The following is a 20,581-nucleotide window of genomic DNA, read 5'->3' on the forward strand; positions in this document are numbered from 1 at the left end:
TGCCGCCGGGACCCAGGGTCCCGGCAGCACCGCCTCTTGTTTGTCTCAGGCTCTATGGATCAAGCAGCCCGGACTAGCCCCGCTGACTCAGGCAGACCAGGTACTTGGCCCACTCAAGGGCGTACCGGAGCCAGCCCCGGACATCCCACCAGTGCTGGGGCGGAACCGGAGCCTTGCAAACCGGGGCCGGCGGAACGGTCGGAGCAGCCTCCACCGTGACAGGAAGCGTCACCGTGGTACCGGACGGAGCCGCGGTGAGCACCAGGGTGCCCGAACCGGAAGCCGACGCCGGCAGGGTGACGTTCACAGTTGCCGTCCCGGTTGCCACAGGGGCTGTTCCCAGAGCGGTGGCGGTGCCGGCCGCATTCACCCAGCTGGCGGCCAGCCCGGTGTTCGCGGGGCTGCCCAGTGAGGTCAGATCCAAACCGGACACGGTGAAGGACGCCGCGGTTCCGGCCGTTGCAGTTGTCGGGGCGCCCTTGACGATGACGCCCTGGCGGGCAAAGTCCGGGGAGAGCGGGCTGTTGGCTTCGATGTAGCTGATCCAGGCATCACGGTCCACCAGTCCGGAGTCACGGGTGTCAGTGCCTTCGGAGAAGACGGTGAAGTTGTCGCCGCCCTGGGCCAGGAAGCTGAAGGTGCCCACCCGGTAGGCGCGGGACGGATCCATGGCGGCACCGTTGATGGTGACGGTCTGGATCCGGGAGCCGCGCGGCTGGTCCGGATCATAGGTGTAGGTGATGTTGTCGGACAGGCCCAGCGCCAGGAAGGCACGTGAGCTTCCGTCGGGCTGCCACTGCTGTTCCAGCATCGTTTTGAGCTGGGCACCGGTGAGCGTGGTGGTCCACAGGTTGTTGACGAACGGCAGCACTGCGTTGGCTTCGGCGTAAGTGATCACGCCGTCGTTTCCGTAGTACAGCTCGGCGCGCAGACCGCCGGGGTTGGTGACGCCGATTTCGGCGCCGCCGCGCTCGGCGGAGGACAGCGTGTTCAACAGGGAGTCTGCCACGAGGTTGCCCAGCGTGGATTCCGAGCTGCGGTCATCGCGGACGGTGCCGTTGAACGCCGTCGTAATGTCAGCCGTCACCGAACCGACCGGCTGGTTGCCGATCTCGGCAGCGGAGGCCAGCGCCGCATCCACGATGGACTTGACCTCTGCCACCGCGGGGTAGGCGGCAACGAGTGACTCAGCGCTCGCGGTGGTCCGCGGAACGTTGGTCGCCGTGTAGGACAGCACCTCATCCGTGGCCGGGTTGTAATCCAGGGTGATCTGGCCGACAAACTCGCCGTAGGAACCGGTCTGCAGCACCGGACGGGTCTTGCCGTCAGTGCCGGGAACGGGGGCATCCCAGGCGTACTGCTTGTGGGTGTGCCCGGTGTAGATGGCGTCCACCAGCGGGCTGGTGCCGTTCACGATCTCGGCAAACGCACCGCCGTCGGCCAGTTCATCGGCGAGGGAAGCGCCGTCGGGAGTGCCGCTGCCGGCGCCCTCGTGGTACTCGGCGATGATGACGTCAACATCGCCCTCAGCCTGCAGCTTTTCGGCTACGCGGTTGACGGCTTCCACGGGATCACCGAACTCCAGCGCGGCAATGCCGCCGGGCGTGACCAGCGTGGAGGTCTCTTCGGTGACGGCACCGATGACGGCCACGGAGACGCCGTTGACGTCCAGGACCGTGTATTCGTCCAGGGCCGGGGTGGTGGTGCCCTGGAGGTAGACGTTGGCCCCCAGGTACGGGAAGTCCGCAGCGGGATCAACCCGGTCCGTCAGGTCGGTGTAACCGGCGTCGAACTCGTGGTTGCCCACGGCCGAGGCCCGCAGTCCCAGGGCGTTCAGCACATCGATCGTCGGGACATCCTGCTGTACCGAGGAGGCGAACAGCGAAGCGCCGATGTTGTCGCCCGCAGAGAGGAACAGCGAGCTGCCCTCGGGTGCGGCGGCCTTGAGCTGTTCAACGGTTCCGGCGAAATTCACGGTGTTGTCATCAATGCGGCCGTGGAAATCGTTGATGTTCAGCAGGTTCAGTTCCTCGGTTTCGGTTCCGGCCGGGGTCAGGTCCAGGCCGACGAGGATGGGATCGTGGTCCGAGGAACGGTACGGATCCGGTGCGTAGTAGTTGGTGACGTTGGTGTTGTAGCGGCTGTATTCCAGCGCCACCGACTCCACCGAGTTGATGTTCCAGATGTCGGCACCGGTCACGGCTTCCGCTGCTTCCTCAGATGCCAGGATGTGGTCCAGGGAACCTACCATCCCGCTGAAGGCGTAGGAGTGCTTGCCGGTGGCCTTGCCCAGATTCACGTAGCCGGCCTCGGCCAGAACGTTCATCGGATCCTCGGCGGCGTAGGAGTTGAAGTCTCCCAGCAGGAAGACCTTTTCCGTGCCGGCGGCTTCGGCTGCGCTGTCGGCAAACGCCGCCAGTGCCTGGGCCTGCCGGACGCGGTCTGCGTTCCAGCCGCCCTGCCCGGTGTCGGCGTTTTCGCCGGTTGCCGGAGCCGATCCCTTGGATTTGAAGTGGTTACTCACGGCCAGGATGGTGGAGCTGTCGTCCCCGCCGGCAGGCTTGAAGGCCTGCGCCAGCGGTTCACGCGCGTTGGAGAAGACGGTTTCATCGTTGAGGATGACGGATTCACCCACCGGCTCGGCAACGGCCGTGCGGAAGATGAAGGCGGTGCGGATGACGTCTTCAGCGTCCGGCAGCGCTGCGGGGGAGCGGACATAATCCCAGGTTCCCGGTGCTGCCTCATTCAGGGCGGCGGTCAGGTTGGCCAGGGCTTCATCGCGGTCCTTGCCGAACACTGCGGAATTCTCCACCTCCATCAGGGACACGACGTCGGCGCCCAGGGCGTTGATGGCGGAAACGATCTTGGCCTGCTGCCGTTCCAGGTTTTCCGGGTTGGCAGCGCCTCGGGCGTCGCAGCCTCCGCGCACGGTCAGCGGGGCGCCGGCGCGGTCGTTGTAGTAGGTGCACCCGGTGAGATCCGTGCCCGTGGTGCTGAAGTAGTTGAGCACGTTGAAGGAGGCGAGTTTGAGGTTTCCTCCCACGCTTTCCGGTGCGGCGGTGCGCGTGGCTTCGAACGACGCCGGGGCCACCTCTGCCGCATTGGCAGCGGTGAGCGCGGTGAGCGGCTGGAACTTCCAGGCACTGTTGCGGTAGTCCAGGATGATGCCCGTGGTGAACGTCGCGGCAGCGCCGATGCGCACCGGGTTGTCCAGGGTCAGGTAGGGAAGCGCGATGCCCTGATTGGCGGCGCTGAGGAAATTGATGCTGCTGCCGTCGTCCAGCTTCACGGCGCGGGCCGCGTTGTCGGCGACGACGGCGTCGTGCTCCGGGGTTCCTACGGCAGCCACGGCGGTGGGCTGGACCAGGGGCGAGTCGCCGGCGGCCAGACCGATCTCCGCGTACTGGTTCAGGGAGTAATTGTCGGTCACCGTATAACTGCCCTGCGGTGCCAGCAGCATGCCCTCGAGGGCTTCACGCTCCGCGTCGGAGGCCGGCCAGGCAACAGCGGCAGGCTTGACCTCTTCGGCCGGTTCGTCGAGCTTGGTCATCTGGCCGGCAGCAACCGTGAGCTGGGTGAGGCCGAAGTATTCGCCCACGGCGCCGGTGACCTCAACATAGTCACCGGCTGCTACGGAGCCGACGGTGTCTGCGGAGAAGACGAAGATGCCGTCCGAAGCGGTGTGGGTGGCCGGATCCAGTGCGCCGCCGGTCCCGGGGGTCTGGAGGTAGTAGCCGTTGAACCCGCCGGTGGGATAGACACCGGTGACTTTTCCGCGGGTGGTGACGGTCTGGCCCACCAGCGGACTGGTGTCACCGGTCCCCTGGATCTGGGCAATGGGAATGGCGCCCGCAGGCGGTTCGACGGGCGTGGTGGGCGACGGCGTCGGAGTGGGGGTCGGAGTCGGCTCGGTGGGAACTGTTCCGCCGGTTCCGGTGGGAGTCACGGCTGCGCTGAGCACGAAATCCGCTGCGTTGTTGTTCGTGTCCGCGAATCCGGTCCGGTTCAGGGACTTGGGATCGCTGTTTCCCGCCGGTGCGGCGGCGGCGGAGGTTTCGAAGGTGTTCGAGGTGCCGTAGCCGAGCAGATCAACGACGCCGGCGGCGGCGGTGACCGAACCGGTGGGCAGGGGATCCACCCGGGTGGACTGGCTGGACAGGATCAGGGTGCCGCCCGAGCCGGAGAAGCTGGCGCCGATGTTCGCATCGGCTTCGGGCAGGGGTGCTCCGGTGGCGCCGTTGGAGGCGCCGGAGACCAGATAGTAGCCGCCGGCAGGAATGGTGCCGGACAGTGCGCCGATGCCGGTGGGTGCCGCCGTCGAGCCCGCGGCACGGTACTGGAGCGACCAGCCGTCAAGGCTGACGTCTTCCCCGGTCGGGTTGTACAGCTCCACGAACTTGTTGGCGAACGGCGCGTTGGCGCTGCCGCCGCTCAGGTACGCCTCGTTGATGATGACACCGGGGGAAACAGCAGCACTGCTGTCTTGTGCAAAGGCCGGCAGCGCCGTGATCGGTGCTGCCAGCAGGCCGGCTGTGAGGGTGGTTCCCAGCGCAGCCTTCCAGAATGGTCTTCTCATGCCTCTTGCTCCTTGGTCCGCTGGGGTGCCAGCCGACAGTAGTGACACCGCCGCGCGGCGCCAAGGGGGGTAACTGGAGTGACGCACGTAATACTATGTGGTCTGCGTTACGAACACATGACCTGCAGGAGACCAATCGAAGTTATTGCATGTGGGGGAGTCCCCGGATAACAAAAAAGCGGCCCCAATAGGGGACCGCTTTTCGGTTTTTGGCGGAAGGTAAGGGATTCGAACCCTTGGTACGGGGTTACCGCACACTGGTTTTCAAGACCAGCTCCATCGGCCGCTCGGACAACCTTCCTCACTAGTAGTCTGGCAGAAAGGTGCAAAACACCCAAAATTCGATCAAGCACCGCGGAGGTCAGAATGAGAGCAATTGTCATTAATTCGCCCGGAGGGCCGGAAGCCCTGCAGGTTCAAGAGGTGCCGGCGCCGGTGCCCGGCCCGGGGGAAGTCCTCATTGATGTGGCCGCTGCGGGCTTGAACCGGGCGGACGTGCTGCAGCGCCAGGGGCATTACCCGGTTCCGGCCGGCTCCTCCGAATACCCGGGTCTTGAGGTGTCGGGCCGGATAGCCGCAGTGGGAACCGGCGTCGAAGGACTCTCGGTGGGGGCCGACGTCGTCGCCCTGCTGACGGGCGGCGGTTACGCCGACCAGGTGAATGTCCCGGCGGGGCAGGTTCTGCCTGTCCCGGCCGGCCTTGACCTGGTGACGGCGGCAGCCTTGCCGGAAACCGCTGCCACTGTGTTTTCCAACCTGTTCATGGCCGCCGGGGTCACTGAGGGGGACCACGTCCTGATCCACGGGGGAGCCGGCGGAATTGGAACGATGGCCATCCAAATGGTCGCGGCGTTCGGTGCCGTCCCTATGGTCACCGCGGGATCACCGGAGAAACTGGAACTGGCGCGGTCACTGGGCGCCCAGGTCCTGATCAACTACAAGACCGAGGATTTCGTGGCTCGGGTGCGCGAAGTCACCGACGGCCGCGGAGCTGACGTCATCCTGGACGTCATCGGAGCGAAGTACCTGCAGCGCAACCTCGAGGCGCTGGCGGTATCCGGACGCCTGGTTATTATCGGCCTGCAGGGCGGCACCAAGGCGGAGATCGACCTCAACCTGCTGATGCGCAAGCGGCTGGCCGTCATCGGGACCACCCTGCGCGCCCGCCCGACTGAGGAAAAGGCCGCCATCATGCAGGCGGTCAAGCAGTATGTCTGGCCGCTGGTTGAGGCAGGAAAAATCCGTCCGCTGGTGGACAAGACCTTCCCCTTGGCCGAAGCCGCAGCAGCCCACGAGTACTTCGACTCCGGTGTCCACACAGGAAAAATCCTGCTGACAACCTAGTGCCGCCCGCAGGTTTTCCTGCCCCTGCGCCTACGGCCCGGCCGGTGACTGCTCCGGACAGTCACCGGCCTGTCTTGTGCCCGGGGTCACAGCGCACTGCTACCCTCTGTGGCAAGAGTCCGGAATCTTCCGGCTCCTGCCGGTTCCACTGCCGGCTTCCGCGCTTCATTACCGCAAGCAAAGGGACCCCTCCATGAGTGAGAATCGCCGGCGCCGGGCCGCTCCCGGAAAACCTGAGGACAGTGACGTCCTGGTGCAGGATCCGGACCTTCCGCCGGTGGCCCTGGACGCCGAAACGGCAGACGCCCAGGATCGGGAATGGACTCCGCTGAAGATCGCCATTTGGGCCGGCATTGCGCTGCTGGGCGGCGTGAGCTGGTACATGCTGGCGCTGGTCCGCGGGGAAACCGTCAACGCCATCTGGTTTGTGTTCGCCGCTGTCTGCACGTACTTCATCGCGTACCGCTTCTACTCCAAGTTCATTGAGCGCAAACTCCTTCGGCCCAATGACCTCCGGGCCACCCCGGCGGAGTACAAGGCGGACGGCAAGGATTATGCCGGCACGGACCGACGCGTCCTTTACGGGCACCACTTCGCGGCCATTGCAGGAGCGGGACCCCTGGTGGGGCCGGTCCTGGCTGCCCAGATGGGCTACCTGCCCGGCACCATCTGGATCATCATCGGCGTCGTCCTGGCCGGCGCCGTCCAGGATTATCTGGTCATGTTCTTCTCCATGCGCCGCGGCGGGCGCTCGCTGGGCCAGATGGCCCGCGAGGAACTGGGACGAGTGGGCGGCACCGCGGCCCTGATCGCCACCCTTGCCATCATGATCATCATCGTGGCCATCCTGGCCCTGGTGGTTGTCAATGCACTGGCCGAGAGCCCGTGGGGCGTCTTCTCCGTGGGGATGACCATCCCCATTGCCCTGTTCATGGGCGTGTACCTGCGGTTCCTGCGTCCGGGCAGAGTCACCGAAGTGTCCCTCATCGGTTTTGTCCTGCTGCTGCTGGCCATCATCGGCGGCGGCATGATCGCGGACACCGCGCTCGGCGACGCACTGACCCTGGACAAAACCGTCATCGCCTGGGGCATCATCATTTACGGGTTCATTGCCGCAGTGCTGCCCGTCTGGCTGCTGCTGGCACCCCGTGACTACCTGTCCACCTTCATGAAGGTGGGAACGATCGTGATGCTGGCGGTGGCCATCATCATCGTCCGGCCGGAAATCACCGTACCGGCCATCAGCGAATTCGCGTCAACGGACAACGGCCCGGTAGTGGCCGGCCCCCTGTTCCCGTTCCTCTTCGTCACCATCGCCTGCGGAGCCCTGTCCGGGTTCCATGCCCTGATCGCCTCCGGAACCACTCCGAAGATGATCGAGAAGGAACGGCAGACCCGCTTCATCGGCTACGGCGGCATGCTGATGGAATCCTTCGTGGCCATCATGGCCCTGGTCGCAGCCATCTCCATTGACCGCGGCATCTACTTCGCCATGAACTCCTCGGCCGCAGCCACCGGCGGCACCGTGGAAGGCGCCGTCGCCTTCGTCAACAGCCTGGGCCTGGCCGGCGTGAACCTGACTCCGGAAATGCTCACCAACATGGCCTCAAACGTGGGCGAGGAATCCATCGTGTCGCGCACCGGCGGTGCACCCACGCTGGCAGTCGGGCTCGCCCAGATCATGCAGAGCTTTATCGGCGGTTCCTCAATGATGGCGTTCTGGTACCACTTCGCCATCATGTTCGAAGCCCTGTTCATCCTCACCGCAGTGGACGCAGGCACCCGCGTGGCCCGGTTCATGCTGCAGGACTCCATCGGCAACTTCATTCCCAAGTTCCGTGACACCTCCTGGCGTACCGGAGCCTGGATCTGTACGGCCGTCATGGTGGGAGGTTGGGGCTCGATCCTGATCATGGGGGTCACGGATCCGCTGGGCGGCATCAATACCCTGTTCCCGCTCTTCGGCATCGCCAACCAGCTGCTGGCGGCAATAGCCCTGGCCATCTGCCTGGCCATTCTGGCGAAGAAGAACGTGTTCAAATACATCTGGATTGTGGTGCTGCCGCTGGCGTTCGCGTCCGTGGTGACCATCACCGCCTCCATGTACAAGATCTTCTCCACCGTTCCGGCCGTGGGTTACTGGGCGCAGCACAACGCCTTCAAGGGAGCCCTCGAGCGGGGCGAGACCAGCTTCGGAACGGCCAAGACGGTGGCAGCCATGGAAGCGGTGGTCCGGAACACCTTCATTCAGGGCACGCTGTCCATCGTGTTTGTCACCCTCGCCATCATCGTCATTGTCACGGCCATTCTCGCGAGCATCCGCTCGTACCGGTCCGGCGGTGCGCCCAGTGCCGAGGACCCCGCGGTTCCCTCGCGGATGTTCGCACCGTCGGGCTTCCTCGCCACGCCGGCGGAGAAGAAAATCCAGGCGCAGTGGGATGCCCTCCCCGAGGACCGTAAGGTCGTCCGGAAGGCCCATTCGTGACCCCGGCCGGTGCCCGGACGGCAGGGATGAGGGACGGGCTTCGAGGGTTCGTCCGGTTCTTCCGCGACGTCATGGGTGAAGACGCCTACCGGAAGTACGTGTCCTTCCACCGGGCCTCCGGATGCACTGGGCCGCTGCTCAGCGAACGTGAGTTCTGGAAGGACAAAATGGACCGCCAGGACGCAAACCCGGCGGGCCGCTGCTGCTGACGGATCCAGTTTCATGACGATGACGGCGGCACCAGCCCGGGTGCCGCCGTCATCGTTTGCGCGGCAGCTGCAGGCAACGGACCGGACAGCCCGAAGCATGTCGTTATGTTTCCCGGCCTTGAGCGTCCGCCGCGCATCGGCCTACCGTGAAGAATGGGACATCACCGGAATGCCGAGAACATGCCGCAGGACGAGCACCTGCGCGATGACATCAACCTCCCCGTCACAGATACGGCCGACAACGGGAATGAACACTTGGCCGAGGACATTAACCTGCCACGGGAATCAGGGGTGGGGCCCCGAATTTGATGACCGGCACTACACCGCCGGACAGCTCAATGCCGGCCAGCAGGTCGCGGGCCTGAGCCCGAGCGGGGAGTACGCGAAAATGCGGGAGGAAGAGCTCGAAAACTAGCTCGCCACCGGGTAATCAGGGTCAACCATGAGAGCATTAACGCATGACTGAAGAGAACGGATCCGCCGACCGCGGGACTGCGGCGCGTGCGCCCAAATCCGACGATTCATCACGTGCCGGGAAAGTCGGAGGTGTTGAGGCGCCGTCCAGCAACCCGCCGGTGGGCGTTCCGGGCGCCGGCGGCGGAGCACCCGGCAACGGTGCGGAAAACCCTGCCTCCGGCGGCGACAGCGTAGCCGGTCCGCCAAAGCTGCGCGATCTGGTGGACCAGCCCGCAAAGGTCATGCGGATCGGAACCATGGTCAAGCAGCTCCTGGAGGAGGTCCGGAACGCGCCGCTGGATGACGCAGCGCGCAACCGCCTGGCGGAAATCCATGAGCGGTCCCTCCATGAACTTGAGGACGGACTCGCGCCTGAACTGGTGGAAGAACTCCACCGCATTAACGTGCCTTTCGGAGATGACACCGTTCCCACCGACGCCGAACTTCGCATCGCCCAGGCCCAGCTGGTCGGGTGGCTGGAAGGACTGTTCCGGGGCATTCAAACCGCCATCGCAGCCCAGCAGACCGCCAACCAGCAAATGGCTTCACGTCTGCAGCTGCGCCAGCTCCCGCCCGGCACCGTCCTGGCCCCCGGCGTCATTATCGGCGAGAACGGTGAGCCGCGCCGTGCCGATTCATCGGCCCAGAGCCGCATCGGATCCACCAACCCCGAACCGCATGCCGGTCCCGGGCAATACCTGTAGGACCAATGGCACTTTTTGCAGCCGCCCGGCAGGGGCGGAAGGACGACACCCAACTCGGAAAAGGCGTGTGGCGACGGGCCCATGACCGCTTTACCCGCGGTTTGGACCGGTACCACCAGATGCTGGAGGGCGTGGAAGACGACGCCGTTTACAACGAGCTGGTGACGGTGGCCAACAGCTTGTCGGAGCTGCTGCCGCGGGTGCGGGAGGTGTGCATGGCTGCACAGCGCCGGCTGCCCAGCGACGGACAGGACATTCCGGGAGCCCTCATCGCCGTGCACCGCGCTCTCTCCCGCAGCGGCAACTCCCTGGCAGCCACCGCGGAGGCCGCGGCCATGTCCCGGCTTGAGGGCGAACGCTGGGGGTATGCCTCCGCCGGTCTGCAGAACGTTCACCGGCGGGCGCAGCTGGTCGCCGAAGACGTGCTGGAAGCTGAACGCGCACTGAAGGTCGCCGTCCCCGGACCCGCCGGCTCCAGAAAATAAATCCGCAAAACGGGAATAGGGCGGGTGCTTTTTTCGCGTCCAGCATAGAGGCGTCATTCAATGCCGGATACCGCCGGTCATTTGCGAAGATAGGCGAATGACTACATCACCGGTTTTGACTTTCAATGACGGCAACACCATCCCCCAGCTCGGCTACGGCGTGTGGCAGGTTGAGGATGAAGTTGCCGAAAAGGTAGTGGGACAGGCATTCGAGGTTGGCTACCGCCACATCGACACTGCCAAGATCTACGGCAACGAAGCCGGCGTTGGCCGTGCCATCGCTGCTACCTCTGTTCCCCGCGGGGACATGTTCATCACCACCAAGGTGTGGAACGCGGACCAGGGTTACGAAGAGACCCTGAAGGCCTTCGACGCTTCCATGGAACGCCTGGGCCTGGAAACCCTGGACCTGTACCTGATCCACTGGCTGCAGCCGAAGCAGAACAAGTACGTGGACACCTGGAAGGCCCTGATCGAACTGCAGAAGCAGGGTCGCGTCAAGTCCATCGGTGTCTGCAACTTCACCGTGGAGGCGCTGCAGGAAATCATCGACGCCACCGGCGTTGTCCCGGTCCTGAACCAGGTTGAAACCCACCCGTACCTGAACCAGTCCGAGCTGCGTGCCTTCGAAGCCAAGCACAACATCCTGCATGAGTCCTGGTCCCCGCTGGGCTCCGGCAAGGGTCTGCTGGAAGATCCCAAGCTGGTGGAGATTGCCGCGAAGTACGACGGCGCCACCCCGGCCCAGGTGGTCATCGCCTGGCACCTGGCGCTGGGCAACATCGTGATTCCGAAGTCCGTGACCGAGTCCCGGATCAAGGAAAACTGGGAGTCCCTGGACCTCAAGCTTTCGGATGAGGACATCGACGCCATCAATGCCCTCGACAACGGCACACGCTACGGAGCGGACCCGGCCACAGCCGACTTCGCCTAGGCCGCCGGTGGCCTCCGCCTCAGGATGCCACCGACGCGACACGCAAAAACCCCTGGAAACTGAGTTTCCAGGGGTTTTTCTGTGGAGCCTCCTGCCAGAATCGAACTGGCGACCTTCTCATTACGAGTGAGACGCTCTACCAACTGAGCTAAGGAGGCGGGCTTCACCTGTCCGCTAAGGGCCAGAATCCACAAGGAACAACTTTATATGCCACAGCCCGGCTGGTCAAAACGGGCGTCATTGGGCCGGAGTTTCCGGCACGGCATAGAACCGGGACCATTTTCGGGCGGCCCCTGTCACCTGGTAGTAAACGTTGGCGAACGTTATGAGTACCACGGTGGTGAGCGCGGACAGTGCGGCCGACAGCGAAGGCACGCTGTCGACGGGCAGCGTGTAGGCCATGAAGATGCGCAGCACGCAGTCGATGATCAGCGCGAGGCCCCATGCCACCGAGGTGACCCGCCAAACCCGGCGGAAACGGGGCACGCGCTCCCAGACAGCGTCCCAGTCGCCGGGCCACCCAAAACGGCCCTGCAGCAGCGGTCTGCTGAACAGGTAGACCAGCGGCCGCCGGGTAAAAGCACTGGCCAGGAACCATGCTCCCGCGAGACCAGTGGCCCATGCACCCCGGGCCAGCAGGAAACGCACGTCGCCGGCGATCAGAGAAACTCCCGTGCTGAAGACCATCAGGGTGATCACGAAGGCCGTCACCGGTCCGAGCGTCCGCCGGCGGACAACGTCGACGGCGGTTCCGGCCAGGGAAACAGCGGTTCCCGCCAGCAGGGCCAGGTAGGCGCTGACACCCATGGCGCGGAGCCCGTAGAACAGCGCCAAAGGCAACAGCAGGTCGGCGGCCAGCCGCAGGCCGCGCATCAGCCGCTTTAGAGCGGAACCGTGCTGTACTGCCGGACGTTTCACCTCGCTCCTCCTTACATTTCGCGCCGGGTGCCCAGCTCAAAAAGCATCGCCAGCTCGCGGGCATAGGCAGTGCAGTCCAGCTCCGGTTCCCGCTCCAGCAGGAACGGCAGCCCGTCCACGCAGCGCTGGACGGCGGCTGCCATCACCAGGGGGTCAAAGGGCCGGAACTCTCCGGCCTCCTGTCCCCGGCGCAGCAGTTGCTCCAGCGGCGCCCCGGCCCCGGCATCGTCGGCTGCCGAATAATTCAGGGCTCCCGCCAGGAGAATTTCTGTCAGGGCCTTCATGGGTGCACGGTTCTCCGCAATGAACTGCACGGTCGCTTCGATGTACGCCCGCAGCTGGGCGGCAGCACTGACATGGGACCGCATTTCCCCGCCGGTCCAGTTGCCGATGGCGGTGATGACGTCCGCCGCCACGGCGGCCATCAGGTCGGCTTTTCCGGCGAAATGGTAGGAAATCAGGCGCGTGCTGGAGATTCCGGCGCGCTCAGCGATGCGGGCGAACGACGCACGGTCGTACCCCTGTTCAGCGATGACTTTGATGGTGGCGTCAATGATCTGGGTCCGCCGTGCGGCCCCGGTGACCGTCACCGGTCTTACCTGCATGAGTAAAAAATACGCCGCCGAAGTAACGGCGGCCAGAGGCTTCCACAAAATAAAAAGAGCTGCCCTGCCTGGCCTGGATTCCAGACGCCGGCAGGGCAGCTCTTTACAAAGGGTTAGGAGCAGACCTTGTCCTCGCCGGGCACGGTGCCGTCAATGAAGTAGTCGTCCACCGTATCGGCGATGCAGTCATCCCCGCGTCCATAGGCCGTGTGTCCCTCGCCCTCCCAGGTCACCAGGGTGGCCGAATCCAGCTGTTCGGCCAGTGCCACCGACCACTGGTACGGGGTGGCCGGATCGCCGGTGGTGCCGATGACCAGCAGCTCAGCGGCGCCTTCGGCCTTGATCTCGTGCGGGGTGTTGACCGGTTCGTAGGGCCAGGACTCGCACGTGATGCCGCCGTAACCGAGGAATTTCCCGATCGTGGGGGAGGCTTCTTCGAGTTTCTTCGCGTCCAGGGCCATCTGTTCGTCGTCGGCCGTCATCGGATAGTCCAGGCAGTTGATGGCGCTGAAGGCCACCGTGGTGTTGGACCCGTAGGTGCCGTCCGGCTGGCGGTCGGCGTTGAGGTCTGCAAGGTACAGCATCGTGGACGGATCACCCTGGAGCGCTTCATCAAGCGCCTGCGTGAGGATCGGCCAGTTGTCCGAGTTGTACAACGGCACGATGAGGCCCGTGACAAAGGTGGACACGGTGACGGTCCGGCCGTCCTTGGCCGTCATGGGGCTGGCCTCGACCGAGGCGATCAGGTCCCGGATCGTCTGTACGGCCTCGTCGGTGCTGCCCGACAGGGGGCAGCTAGAGGAGGTCAAACAATCCTCTACGTAGGCACGGATGGCGTTTTCGAAGCCTTCCGCCTGCCCGAGAGTGATCTCTTCATTGCTGGCGGAAGGATCCAGGCCGCCGTCGAGAACCATGCGGCCCACTTTGTCGGGAAACAGTTCGGCGTAAGTGGCACCCAGGAAGGTGCCGTAGGAGAAGCCCAGGTAATTCAACTGCTTGTCACCGGCCACCGCGCGCAGGATGTCCATGTCCCGGGCCGCGCTGACAGTGTCCACGTGGCCCAGCAGTTCGCCGGTCTTCGCTTCGCATTTCGCCGCCAGTTCCCTTGCGTCCTCACGCGCGGCTTCCCGCCCGGCCGGTTCGGCCGGGTCGTAGTATTCTTCGCGAAGCGCGTCCAGCTCGGCATCGGTGAGGCATTCCACCGGGGTGGACCGTCCGACGCCGCGGGGGTCAAAGCCCAAGATGTTGAAGTTCTCCCGCAGCCGGTCCGTGGTTACGTAGTCCACGGACTCACGGACGGTGTCATAGCCGGAGCCCCCGGGACCGCCCGGATTCAGCAGGATGGTGCCCTGCGGCGTGTCATCGGACCGAGCCAGAATGGCGGCCAGTTCAATGCTCTCGCCCTCCGGATCCGCGTAGTCCAGCGGAACCTCCACCGTGGCGCACTGGAAGCTGCTTCTAAAACCCGTCTCGCATTCTTCCCAGGTCACTTCCTGGCTGTAAAACGGCAGCAGGTCCTCGGGAACGTCTCCGATCACGTCAGCCGAGGCTGCCGTAGGAGCAGCGCTGGCGGACGTTGACGGGGAGGCAGTGCCGGTTTCATCCGACGCAGTGTCCCCGGTACAGGCAGTGATGCCCGTCAGCAGGACGACGGCGGACGCTGCAGCCAGCGCGAGTCGGGGAAAGCGGCGGCTGGCTGGGGTCATCGTTGCTCCTGTAAGCGGTGGATGGTGCGATGGTTGTCAGCGGACTGGTGCTGGCCGTGCTGGCTGCGCGGGCTTATAACAGGCTAACCGCCATGGCTTCGATGGCCAGCAGCGGCGCCACGTTGGTGGATACCAGGCGCCTGCGCACCACGTTGATTTCCTCCATCCGCAGCAGTGTCTGCTCCGGAGAGCCCTGCGCGGCGTACTCGGTCAGCTCACGGCGCAGGGATTCATTGACGAGGGTGTCGGCGTTGCCCAGCTGGAGCATGAGCACGTCCCGGTAGAAGGACAGCAGATCGGTCAGAGCCCGGTCAAAGTAGTCGTTTTTCGACCGTTTGGCGCGGCGGACCTGGTCCTCCTCGAGGCGCTTTACCTGGCTTCGGATCGACGGCGGCAGCGTTCCGCTTTCCGGTGCGCCCAGGGAGGCCAGCAGCGACTGCCGCTCGGCGGCGTCTCGCTGCTCAAAGGAACTGGTGGCTTCGGCTTCGGCCAGGGCCACCAGATCGGCCGCCGCTTTCATGGCGCCGGAGACATTGCGCAGGGACAGGGGAAGCCGCACGATGGAGTCCCGGCGGCTGCGTGCGCCCTCATCCGTGGCCAGCCGTTTGGCAATGCCAATGTGGCTTTGGGCGGCACGTGCCGAGGCGCGGGCCACCTCGGGATCAATGCCGTCGCGGCGGATCAGGAGCTCAGCAACGTCCTCGACCGGCGGCAGACGCAGGCTGACGGCACGGCAGCGGGAACGGATGGTCACCAGGACGTCGCCGGGGCTGGGGGCGCAAAGCAGCCAGATGGTGCGCGGCGGCGGCTCCTCGATGGCTTTGAGGAGCACATTGGTGCTGCGCTCCTGCATGCGGTCGGCGTCTTCGACGATGATGACGCGCCAGCGGCCGGTGGAAGGCTTGTCCTGGGCCTTGCGGACCAGTTCCCGGGCTTCATCGATGCTGATGGTCACTTTCTCCGTGGTGACGGAAGTGACGTCCGCGTGTGAGCCAGCGAGTGCAGTCCGGCAGGCCTTGCATTCTCCGCAGCCTCGCAGGGCCGGGTCCTGCTGGTCGCACAGCAGGGCGGCGGCAAAGGCGCGGGCGGCATTGGAACGCCCGGACCCGGGCGGTCCGGTGAACAGCCAGGCGTGGTTGGGGGTTGCCTGGGCGGCCCCTCGGCGCAGCTGGTCAACCACGGGAGCCTGGCCCTGCAGATCGTCCCAGACACTCACGGCAGCAGCTCCTGCACCTTGGCCAGGATGGTGGCTGCCAGCTCTTCCACCGGCCGTCCGGCGTCGAGCACCAGATAGCGGTTCGGTTCGGTGCGGGCCTGTTCCAGGAAGGCCCGGCGGATGCGCAGGTGGAAGGTGTCCGGCTCGGATTCCAGCCGGTCCTCGGCGGCCTCGTTTGCCGTGCGCCGCAGACGGCCCTGCCCGGGATCAACGTCGAGCAGCACGGTGAGATCCGGGGTGAAGCCCTCCGTGGCCCAGATGTTCAGCTGCCGCACATCGTCCGTGCCCAGGGACCGCCCGGATCCCTGGTAGGCCACCGAGCTGTCGATGAACCGGTCGCAGACCACCACCTCGCCGCGTTCCACCGCCGGGCGGATTACCTGTGCCACGTGTGCGGCCCGCGAGGCCGCAAAGATCAAGGCTTCGGTGCGGGCGTCGATTTCGCCGTTGCCGTGCTCCAGCACCAGGGACCGCAGCTGTTCTCCCACCGGCGTTCCGCCGGGTTCACGCGTGCGGACCACGGTGTGCCCGGATGATTCGAGGGCCGCAGTGAGCTTGGCGGCCTGGGTCGACTTGCCGGCACCGTCGCCGCCCTCGAAGGTTATGAACAGGCCGGGCGTACCGGCTGGGACATCAGAAATACTCACCTGCCTAGCGTACCCAGTCCGGCTGGGAGGCAGCTGCCGGTCCATGGGTCCCTGCGTGAACGTAATGCGCGGACCTATCCCGAATCAGCGCATTAGGCTGGTCCCATGAGCCAAGCGCCGAACCACCACTGGACAGCGAACCTTTCACCGGACACCGTAGTGGTGTCCGCGGGGCGCCCGCCGCGTGAGCCGGATGCCCCGGTCAACCCGCCCATTGTGCTTTCTTCCACCTTCCACGGCGCAGGGACTCCGGCTCCCGGCGACCGGGTGTACGGGCGGTTTTCCAACCCCACCTGGGACCCCTTTGAAACGGTTCTGTCAGAGCTTGAAGGAGCAGCTTTGCCGGCCCTGGTCTTTTCCTCGGGCCTGGCTGCCGTGGCTGCCGCGTTGTCGCTGGTTCCCGCCGGCGGAATCCTGGTGATGCCGCAGCACAGCTATCAGGGTTCCCTGCTCCTCGCCGCGGAAGAGGCAGCCAACGGACGTTTCACCGTCCGGACCGTGGACATTGCGGATACGGAGCAGGTGCTGGCTGCCCTGCAGGGTTCATCGGGGGAATCCGGAACCTCCCGGCCGGCGGACATGCTGTGGATTGAAAGCCCCACGAATCCGATGCTTGAGGTGGCTGAGATCGACGTGCTGGCCCGCGCCGCGCATGACGCCGGTGCGCTCGTGGTCGCGGACAATACCTTTTCCACGCCGCTGGTAACCCGTCCGCTGGAGCTGGGCGCCGACGTCGTCCTCCACTCGGTCACCAAGTACCTTGCCGGGCACTCGGACGTAATCCTTGGAGCACTGGCCACCTCGGATGAGGACCTCCGCGCCCGGCTGCACAACCACCGCTCGCTGCACGGCGCTATCGCGGGACCCTTTGAGGTGTGGCTGGCGCTGCGCGGGCTGCGGACCCTGGCGCTCCGGATCGAAAGATCGCAGACCACGGCGGGCCTGCTGGCGGACCGGCTGCTCGGACATCCGGCAGTGGAGGCGGTCCGCTACCCGGGCCTGCCCGGGGACGCCGGATATGAACGCGCCGTCAAGCAGATGGACGGGTTCGGTTCCATCCTGTGCATCGAAGTTGCCGGCGGGGCCGAGGCTGCGGAAGCCGTGGCAGACAAGGTTCGTTTGTGGCTCCCGGCCACTTCGCTGGGCGGAGTGGAATCACTGATTGAGCGCCGGCGGCGCCAACCGGGGGAACCGCATTCGGTGCCGGAGAACCTGCTGCGGCTCTCGGTGGGCATCGAGAACGCCGAGGACCTCTGGTCGGACCTGTCCCAAGCGCTGGCAAGGTAGGCTGAAACGGTGATTGCCGTTCTGCTTCTTGAGCCCATCCTGTACCAAGTCCTCGGCTTGGCTACTCTGATCATTGCGCTGTGGGCCTTTTCGGACGCGCTGCGCCGCAAGCCGCAAATGTTCGAGGCTGCGGACAAGCGGACCAAGGGCTTTTGGCTGGGCATGACCGGTGCCTCTACGGCTGTCGGAGTGTTCAGCTCCCTTACCCCCGGCGCGCTGCTGCCCTTCACCCTGGCGGCACTGGTGGCAGCGTGCGTCTACTTGGCTGACGTCAAGCCTTCGGTCAGCGGTTCCGGCCGCGGAAACTCCGGCCCCTACGGGCGCTGGTAACAGCTCCATAAACGCTCAAACGGCGGGCTTGGCCGGCGTCCGGCGGAGCCGACCGGGACCCCGGCCGCTCAGCTCGGGGCGACGGCGTCCCATGCGACGGTGATTTCGCCCAGCCGCCAGCGGGCCGGGCCGGTCATCAGCGGCCAGCCGGAGGCACGCAGGTCCGCGCACATTGCCAGCCAGCGCTGCCGGTTGCCGTAGGAGGCCTGGGGTGCTGCCGTCAGCCACGCCTGGTCCATGGCCTGCAGCAGGGCATGGACTTTTTCGCCCGGGACGTTGCGGTGGATCAAAGCTTTGGGCAACCTCTCGGCCACGTCCGAGGGCAGCGTGAAAGCACCAAAGCGCAGGGAGATGCTCAGGGACACCGGCCCGTTGGAATCCAGTTCCACCCATGTGGAGCGCCGGCCAATCTCGTCACAGGTCCCGTCCACGAAGATGCCGCCGGGAGCGAGCCGCGAGAGAACCATGTCCCAGTGCGCCCGGTATTCGTCCTCCGAATACTGCCGGAGCACGTTAAACGCCCGGACCATGACCGGACGCCGTCCGTCCGCCGGCAGCTCGAAGCCGCCCTGCCGGAAGGAAAGACCGCTCCGTTCCAGCGGCTTCGCTGCGCGTACCCGGGCTGCGTCAATTTCAATACCCATGATCTCGACGTCGGGACGGACCCGCCCCAGGCGGGCATGAAGCTCGACGGCGGTGGTTGGGGCGGCCCCGTAACCGAGGTCAACAATCAGCGGGTCTGCCGCTCTGCGCAGCCGCCACCCCTGAGGGCCGGCCAACCAGCGGTCCACCCGTCGTAGTCTGTTGGGGTTTGTAGTGCCCCTGGTCACATTTCCTACGGGTTTCTGCAGTTTTTGCACTAAACAATGTTACTTGTCCGCAACCGGGTCCCCGGACCGCGTGCAGCGGACTAAGGCTGTGCCCCGGGAGGGTTCACGTCGCGCAGGCACCCAAAGTAAGCCGTAACGTTGGCCGCCAGGACGCAACCCTGCCCCCGGTGCGGTGTCCTCCGTTACGATGACATATATGACTTACAAACTGATCCTTCTGCGCCACGGCCAGAGCGAATGGAATGAAAAGAACCTGTTCACCGGCTGGGTGGACGTGGATCTGACGGACCTCGGCCGGGCCGAAGCGCTCCGCGGCGGCGAGCTGCTTGTGGAAGCGGACATCCTCCCCGACATCCTCTACACCTCGCGGCTGCAGCGTGCGATCAACACCGCCAACATTGCCCTGGGCGCGGCGGACCGCATCTGGATCGATGTAAAGCGCAGCTGGCGCCTGAATGAGCGGCACTACGGTGCCCTTCAGGGCAAGGACAAGGCCCAGACCCTGGCGGAATACGGCGAGGAGCAGTTCATGCTCTGGCGCCGGTCCTATGACACCCCGCCGCCGCCCCTGCCCGATGACAGCGATTTTTCGCAGGCACATGATCCGCGCTACGCCGATCTGTCGCAGGACGAGCTGCCGCGAACCGAGTGCCTCAAGGACGTCCTGGAGCGGTTCCTGCCGTACTGGGAGTCGGACATCTCCGCCGATATCAAGTCGGGCAAGACGGTCATGATCGCCGCGCACGGCAACTCGCTGCGTGCCCTGGTCAAGCATCTGGACGGCATCAGCGACGCGGATATCGCAGCCGTCAACATTCCCACGGGCATCCCGCTGGTTTATGAACTGGATGAAAACCTCAAGCCGGTCAAGGCCGGCGGCACGTACCTGGATCCGGAGGCCGCAGCGGCGTCCATCAAGGCCGTGGCCAACCAGGGCAAGAAGAAGTAAGCGTCTTTCCCGGCTTCTGCTGGGAACAACAGGAAAGGGCGGCCCCGCGGGGCCGCCCTTTCCTGTTGTTGTTCCTCGATGTTTAGCGGCTGGACTCGGACATCGGCTGCCACTCGCCGGTCACCAGGTAATTAACCTTCCGGGTGACCGAGACGCCGTGGTCCGCGAAGCGCTCAAAGTAGCGGCTGGCCAGGGTGAGGTCAACGGTGCTGACCGCGGACACGTTCCAGTCCGGCGAAGCAATGGCCTTGAAGACGCCGGCGTGGAGCTCGTTGATCCGGTTATTGCAGGCGTAGATGTCATTGCTCAGTTCCAGGTTCCGCGTCTCGAGCAGCTCAGTAAGCAGCTCGGAAATACGGATGTCCAGCCGCGCCATCTCGCTGAAGGTTTCCACCATGGGCTCGGGCACCACATGCTCGGGGTAGCGCAGGCGGGCCAGCTGGGCGATGTGCCGCGCCAGGTCACCCATCCGCTCCAGTGAGGCGCTCATCCGCAGGGAGCCCACGATCATGCGCAGGTCGCTGGCCACCGGCCCCTGCAGTGCGAGGACATCGATGGCCCGCTCATCGAGGTCATTCTGGAGGAAGTCGATGCGCGCGTCGGCGGCAATGACATCCTGCGCCAGTTCAGTGTCGGCGCCTTCGAAGGCTGCGGTGGCTTTCTGCATCGCTTCGGTGACGAGCTCGGAAATCTGGGTCAGCTCTTCGCCAATCTGATGAAGCTCGGCTTGAAAAACCTTACGCACTTCGGCGTCCTTTCGGTTGTGCAGCATCCTGCCCTGGTTGTCCGCAGCTGTTGATCGCGGCCATGCTGGCAGGATTTCAGTTAGCGGTTAACGGTTGGGCTTCTTTTGATGAACGTTAGTTTAACGGATCAGCTTATGCCACCGGAGAAGCCTCC

At 65.1% G+C, this 20,581-nt stretch carries 18 protein-coding genes and 2 tRNA genes; 10 read left to right on the forward strand and 10 right to left on the reverse strand.

The annotated features are described in order from the left end of the window. Positions 1-73: 73 nt before the first annotated feature. Together KG104_RS02045 and KG104_RS02050 are read right to left on the reverse strand one after the other, a co-directional pair. The gene (locus tag KG104_RS02045; protein WP_207348447.1) at positions 74-4,576 is read right to left on the reverse strand and encodes an ExeM/NucH family extracellular endonuclease; all 4,503 of its coding nucleotides are present in this window, start codon (positions 4,574-4,576) and stop codon (positions 74-76) included. Positions 4,577-4,786: 210 nt separating this feature from the next. Further along, positions 4,787-4,877, reverse strand: a tRNA-Ser gene (locus tag KG104_RS02050). A gap of 65 nt (positions 4,878-4,942) precedes the next feature. Here KG104_RS02050 and KG104_RS02055 point away from each other — a divergent pair. The 7 genes from KG104_RS02055 (at position 4,943) to KG104_RS02085 (ending at position 11,193) form a co-directional block, all read left to right on the forward strand. Further along, complete coding sequence (locus KG104_RS02055; protein WP_207348448.1) at positions 4,943-5,920, forward strand: NAD(P)H-quinone oxidoreductase; 978 nt, start codon at positions 4,943-4,945, stop codon at positions 5,918-5,920. 193 nt (positions 5,921-6,113) lie between these two features. Continuing rightward, a complete protein-coding gene (locus tag KG104_RS02060) occupies positions 6,114-8,405 on the forward strand; it encodes a carbon starvation CstA family protein (protein ID WP_207348449.1) in 2,292 nt (763 codons plus the stop codon). Between the two features lie 26 nt (positions 8,406-8,431). Next, entirely contained in the window at positions 8,432-8,614 is a 183-nt protein-coding gene (locus KG104_RS02065) for a YbdD/YjiX family protein (protein WP_207348471.1), read from the forward strand. 247 nt (positions 8,615-8,861) lie between these two features. Further along, entirely contained in the window at positions 8,862-9,029 is a 168-nt protein-coding gene (locus KG104_RS02070; protein WP_207348450.1) for a hypothetical protein, read from the forward strand. 43 nt (positions 9,030-9,072) lie between these two features. Then, on the forward strand, positions 9,073-9,774 hold the full coding sequence (locus KG104_RS02075; RefSeq protein ID WP_237687256.1) for a bacterial proteasome activator family protein: 702 nt from the start codon (positions 9,073-9,075) through the stop codon (positions 9,772-9,774). 5 nt (positions 9,775-9,779) lie between these two features. Then, entirely contained in the window at positions 9,780-10,259 is a 480-nt protein-coding gene (locus KG104_RS02080) for a hypothetical protein (RefSeq protein WP_104055884.1), read from the forward strand. A 97-nt stretch (positions 10,260-10,356) separates the two neighbouring features. Then, positions 10,357-11,193 (forward strand): aldo/keto reductase, encoded by an 837-nt coding sequence (locus KG104_RS02085; RefSeq protein WP_104161960.1) that lies wholly within the window; start codon positions 10,357-10,359, stop codon positions 11,191-11,193. An 82-nt stretch (positions 11,194-11,275) separates the two neighbouring features. On the opposite strand, the gene KG104_RS02090 is transcribed toward KG104_RS02085, so the two are convergent. The 6 genes from KG104_RS02090 to tmk all read right to left on the reverse strand — a co-directional run bounded on the left by KG104_RS02090 (position 11,276) and on the right by tmk (position 16,285). Then, positions 11,276-11,351, reverse strand: a tRNA-Thr gene (locus KG104_RS02090). 79 nt (positions 11,352-11,430) lie between these two features. Then, positions 11,431-12,111 (reverse strand): VC0807 family protein, encoded by a 681-nt coding sequence (locus KG104_RS02095; protein ID WP_104161959.1) that lies wholly within the window; start codon positions 12,109-12,111, stop codon positions 11,431-11,433. 11 nt (positions 12,112-12,122) lie between these two features. Beyond that, a complete protein-coding gene (locus KG104_RS02100; protein WP_207348451.1) occupies positions 12,123-12,716 on the reverse strand; it encodes a TetR/AcrR family transcriptional regulator in 594 nt (197 codons plus the stop codon). Positions 12,717-12,829: 113 nt separating this feature from the next. Then, the gene (locus KG104_RS02105; RefSeq protein WP_207348452.1) at positions 12,830-14,422 is read right to left on the reverse strand and encodes an alpha/beta hydrolase; all 1,593 of its coding nucleotides are present in this window, start codon (positions 14,420-14,422) and stop codon (positions 12,830-12,832) included. A 73-nt stretch (positions 14,423-14,495) separates the two neighbouring features. Further along, positions 14,496-15,638, reverse strand: coding sequence for a DNA polymerase III subunit delta' (locus tag KG104_RS02110; protein ID WP_104161957.1), 1,143 nt, complete (start codon positions 15,636-15,638; stop codon positions 14,496-14,498). Continuing rightward, complete coding sequence (gene tmk, locus KG104_RS02115) at positions 15,635-16,285, reverse strand: dTMP kinase (RefSeq protein WP_372434204.1); 651 nt, start codon at positions 16,283-16,285, stop codon at positions 15,635-15,637. Before tmk ends, KG104_RS02110 begins: the two co-directional genes overlap by 4 nt. A gap of 105 nt (positions 16,286-16,390) precedes the next feature. Between tmk and KG104_RS02120 the strand changes: the two genes are divergently transcribed. Together KG104_RS02120 and KG104_RS02125 are read left to right on the forward strand one after the other, a co-directional pair. Continuing rightward, entirely contained in the window at positions 16,391-17,572 is a 1,182-nt protein-coding gene (locus KG104_RS02120; RefSeq protein WP_104055896.1) for a trans-sulfuration enzyme family protein, read from the forward strand. A gap of 9 nt (positions 17,573-17,581) precedes the next feature. Further along, complete coding sequence (locus KG104_RS02125; protein WP_104055898.1) at positions 17,582-17,902, forward strand: DUF2516 family protein; 321 nt, start codon at positions 17,582-17,584, stop codon at positions 17,900-17,902. A gap of 68 nt (positions 17,903-17,970) precedes the next feature. Here KG104_RS02125 and KG104_RS02130 read toward each other — a convergent pair whose 3' ends face one another. After that, positions 17,971-18,693 (reverse strand): class I SAM-dependent methyltransferase, encoded by a 723-nt coding sequence (locus KG104_RS02130; RefSeq protein WP_237688648.1) that lies wholly within the window; start codon positions 18,691-18,693, stop codon positions 17,971-17,973. 235 nt (positions 18,694-18,928) lie between these two features. Between KG104_RS02130 and KG104_RS02135 the strand changes: the two genes are divergently transcribed. Beyond that, on the forward strand, positions 18,929-19,681 hold the full coding sequence (locus tag KG104_RS02135) for a phosphoglyceromutase (RefSeq protein ID WP_104055902.1): 753 nt from the start codon (positions 18,929-18,931) through the stop codon (positions 19,679-19,681). Positions 19,682-19,763: 82 nt separating this feature from the next. Here the strand turns inward: KG104_RS02135 and phoU are convergent, their stop codons facing one another. Then, positions 19,764-20,426, reverse strand: a complete 663-nt coding sequence (phoU, locus tag KG104_RS02140; protein WP_104055970.1) for a phosphate signaling complex protein PhoU — start codon at positions 20,424-20,426, stop codon at positions 19,764-19,766. Positions 20,427-20,581: the final 155 nt, after the last annotated feature.

The sequence above is a fragment of the Arthrobacter sunyaminii genome, from assembly GCF_018866305.1.
Taxonomy (GTDB): domain Bacteria; phylum Actinomycetota; class Actinomycetes; order Actinomycetales; family Micrococcaceae; genus Arthrobacter_B; species Arthrobacter_B sunyaminii.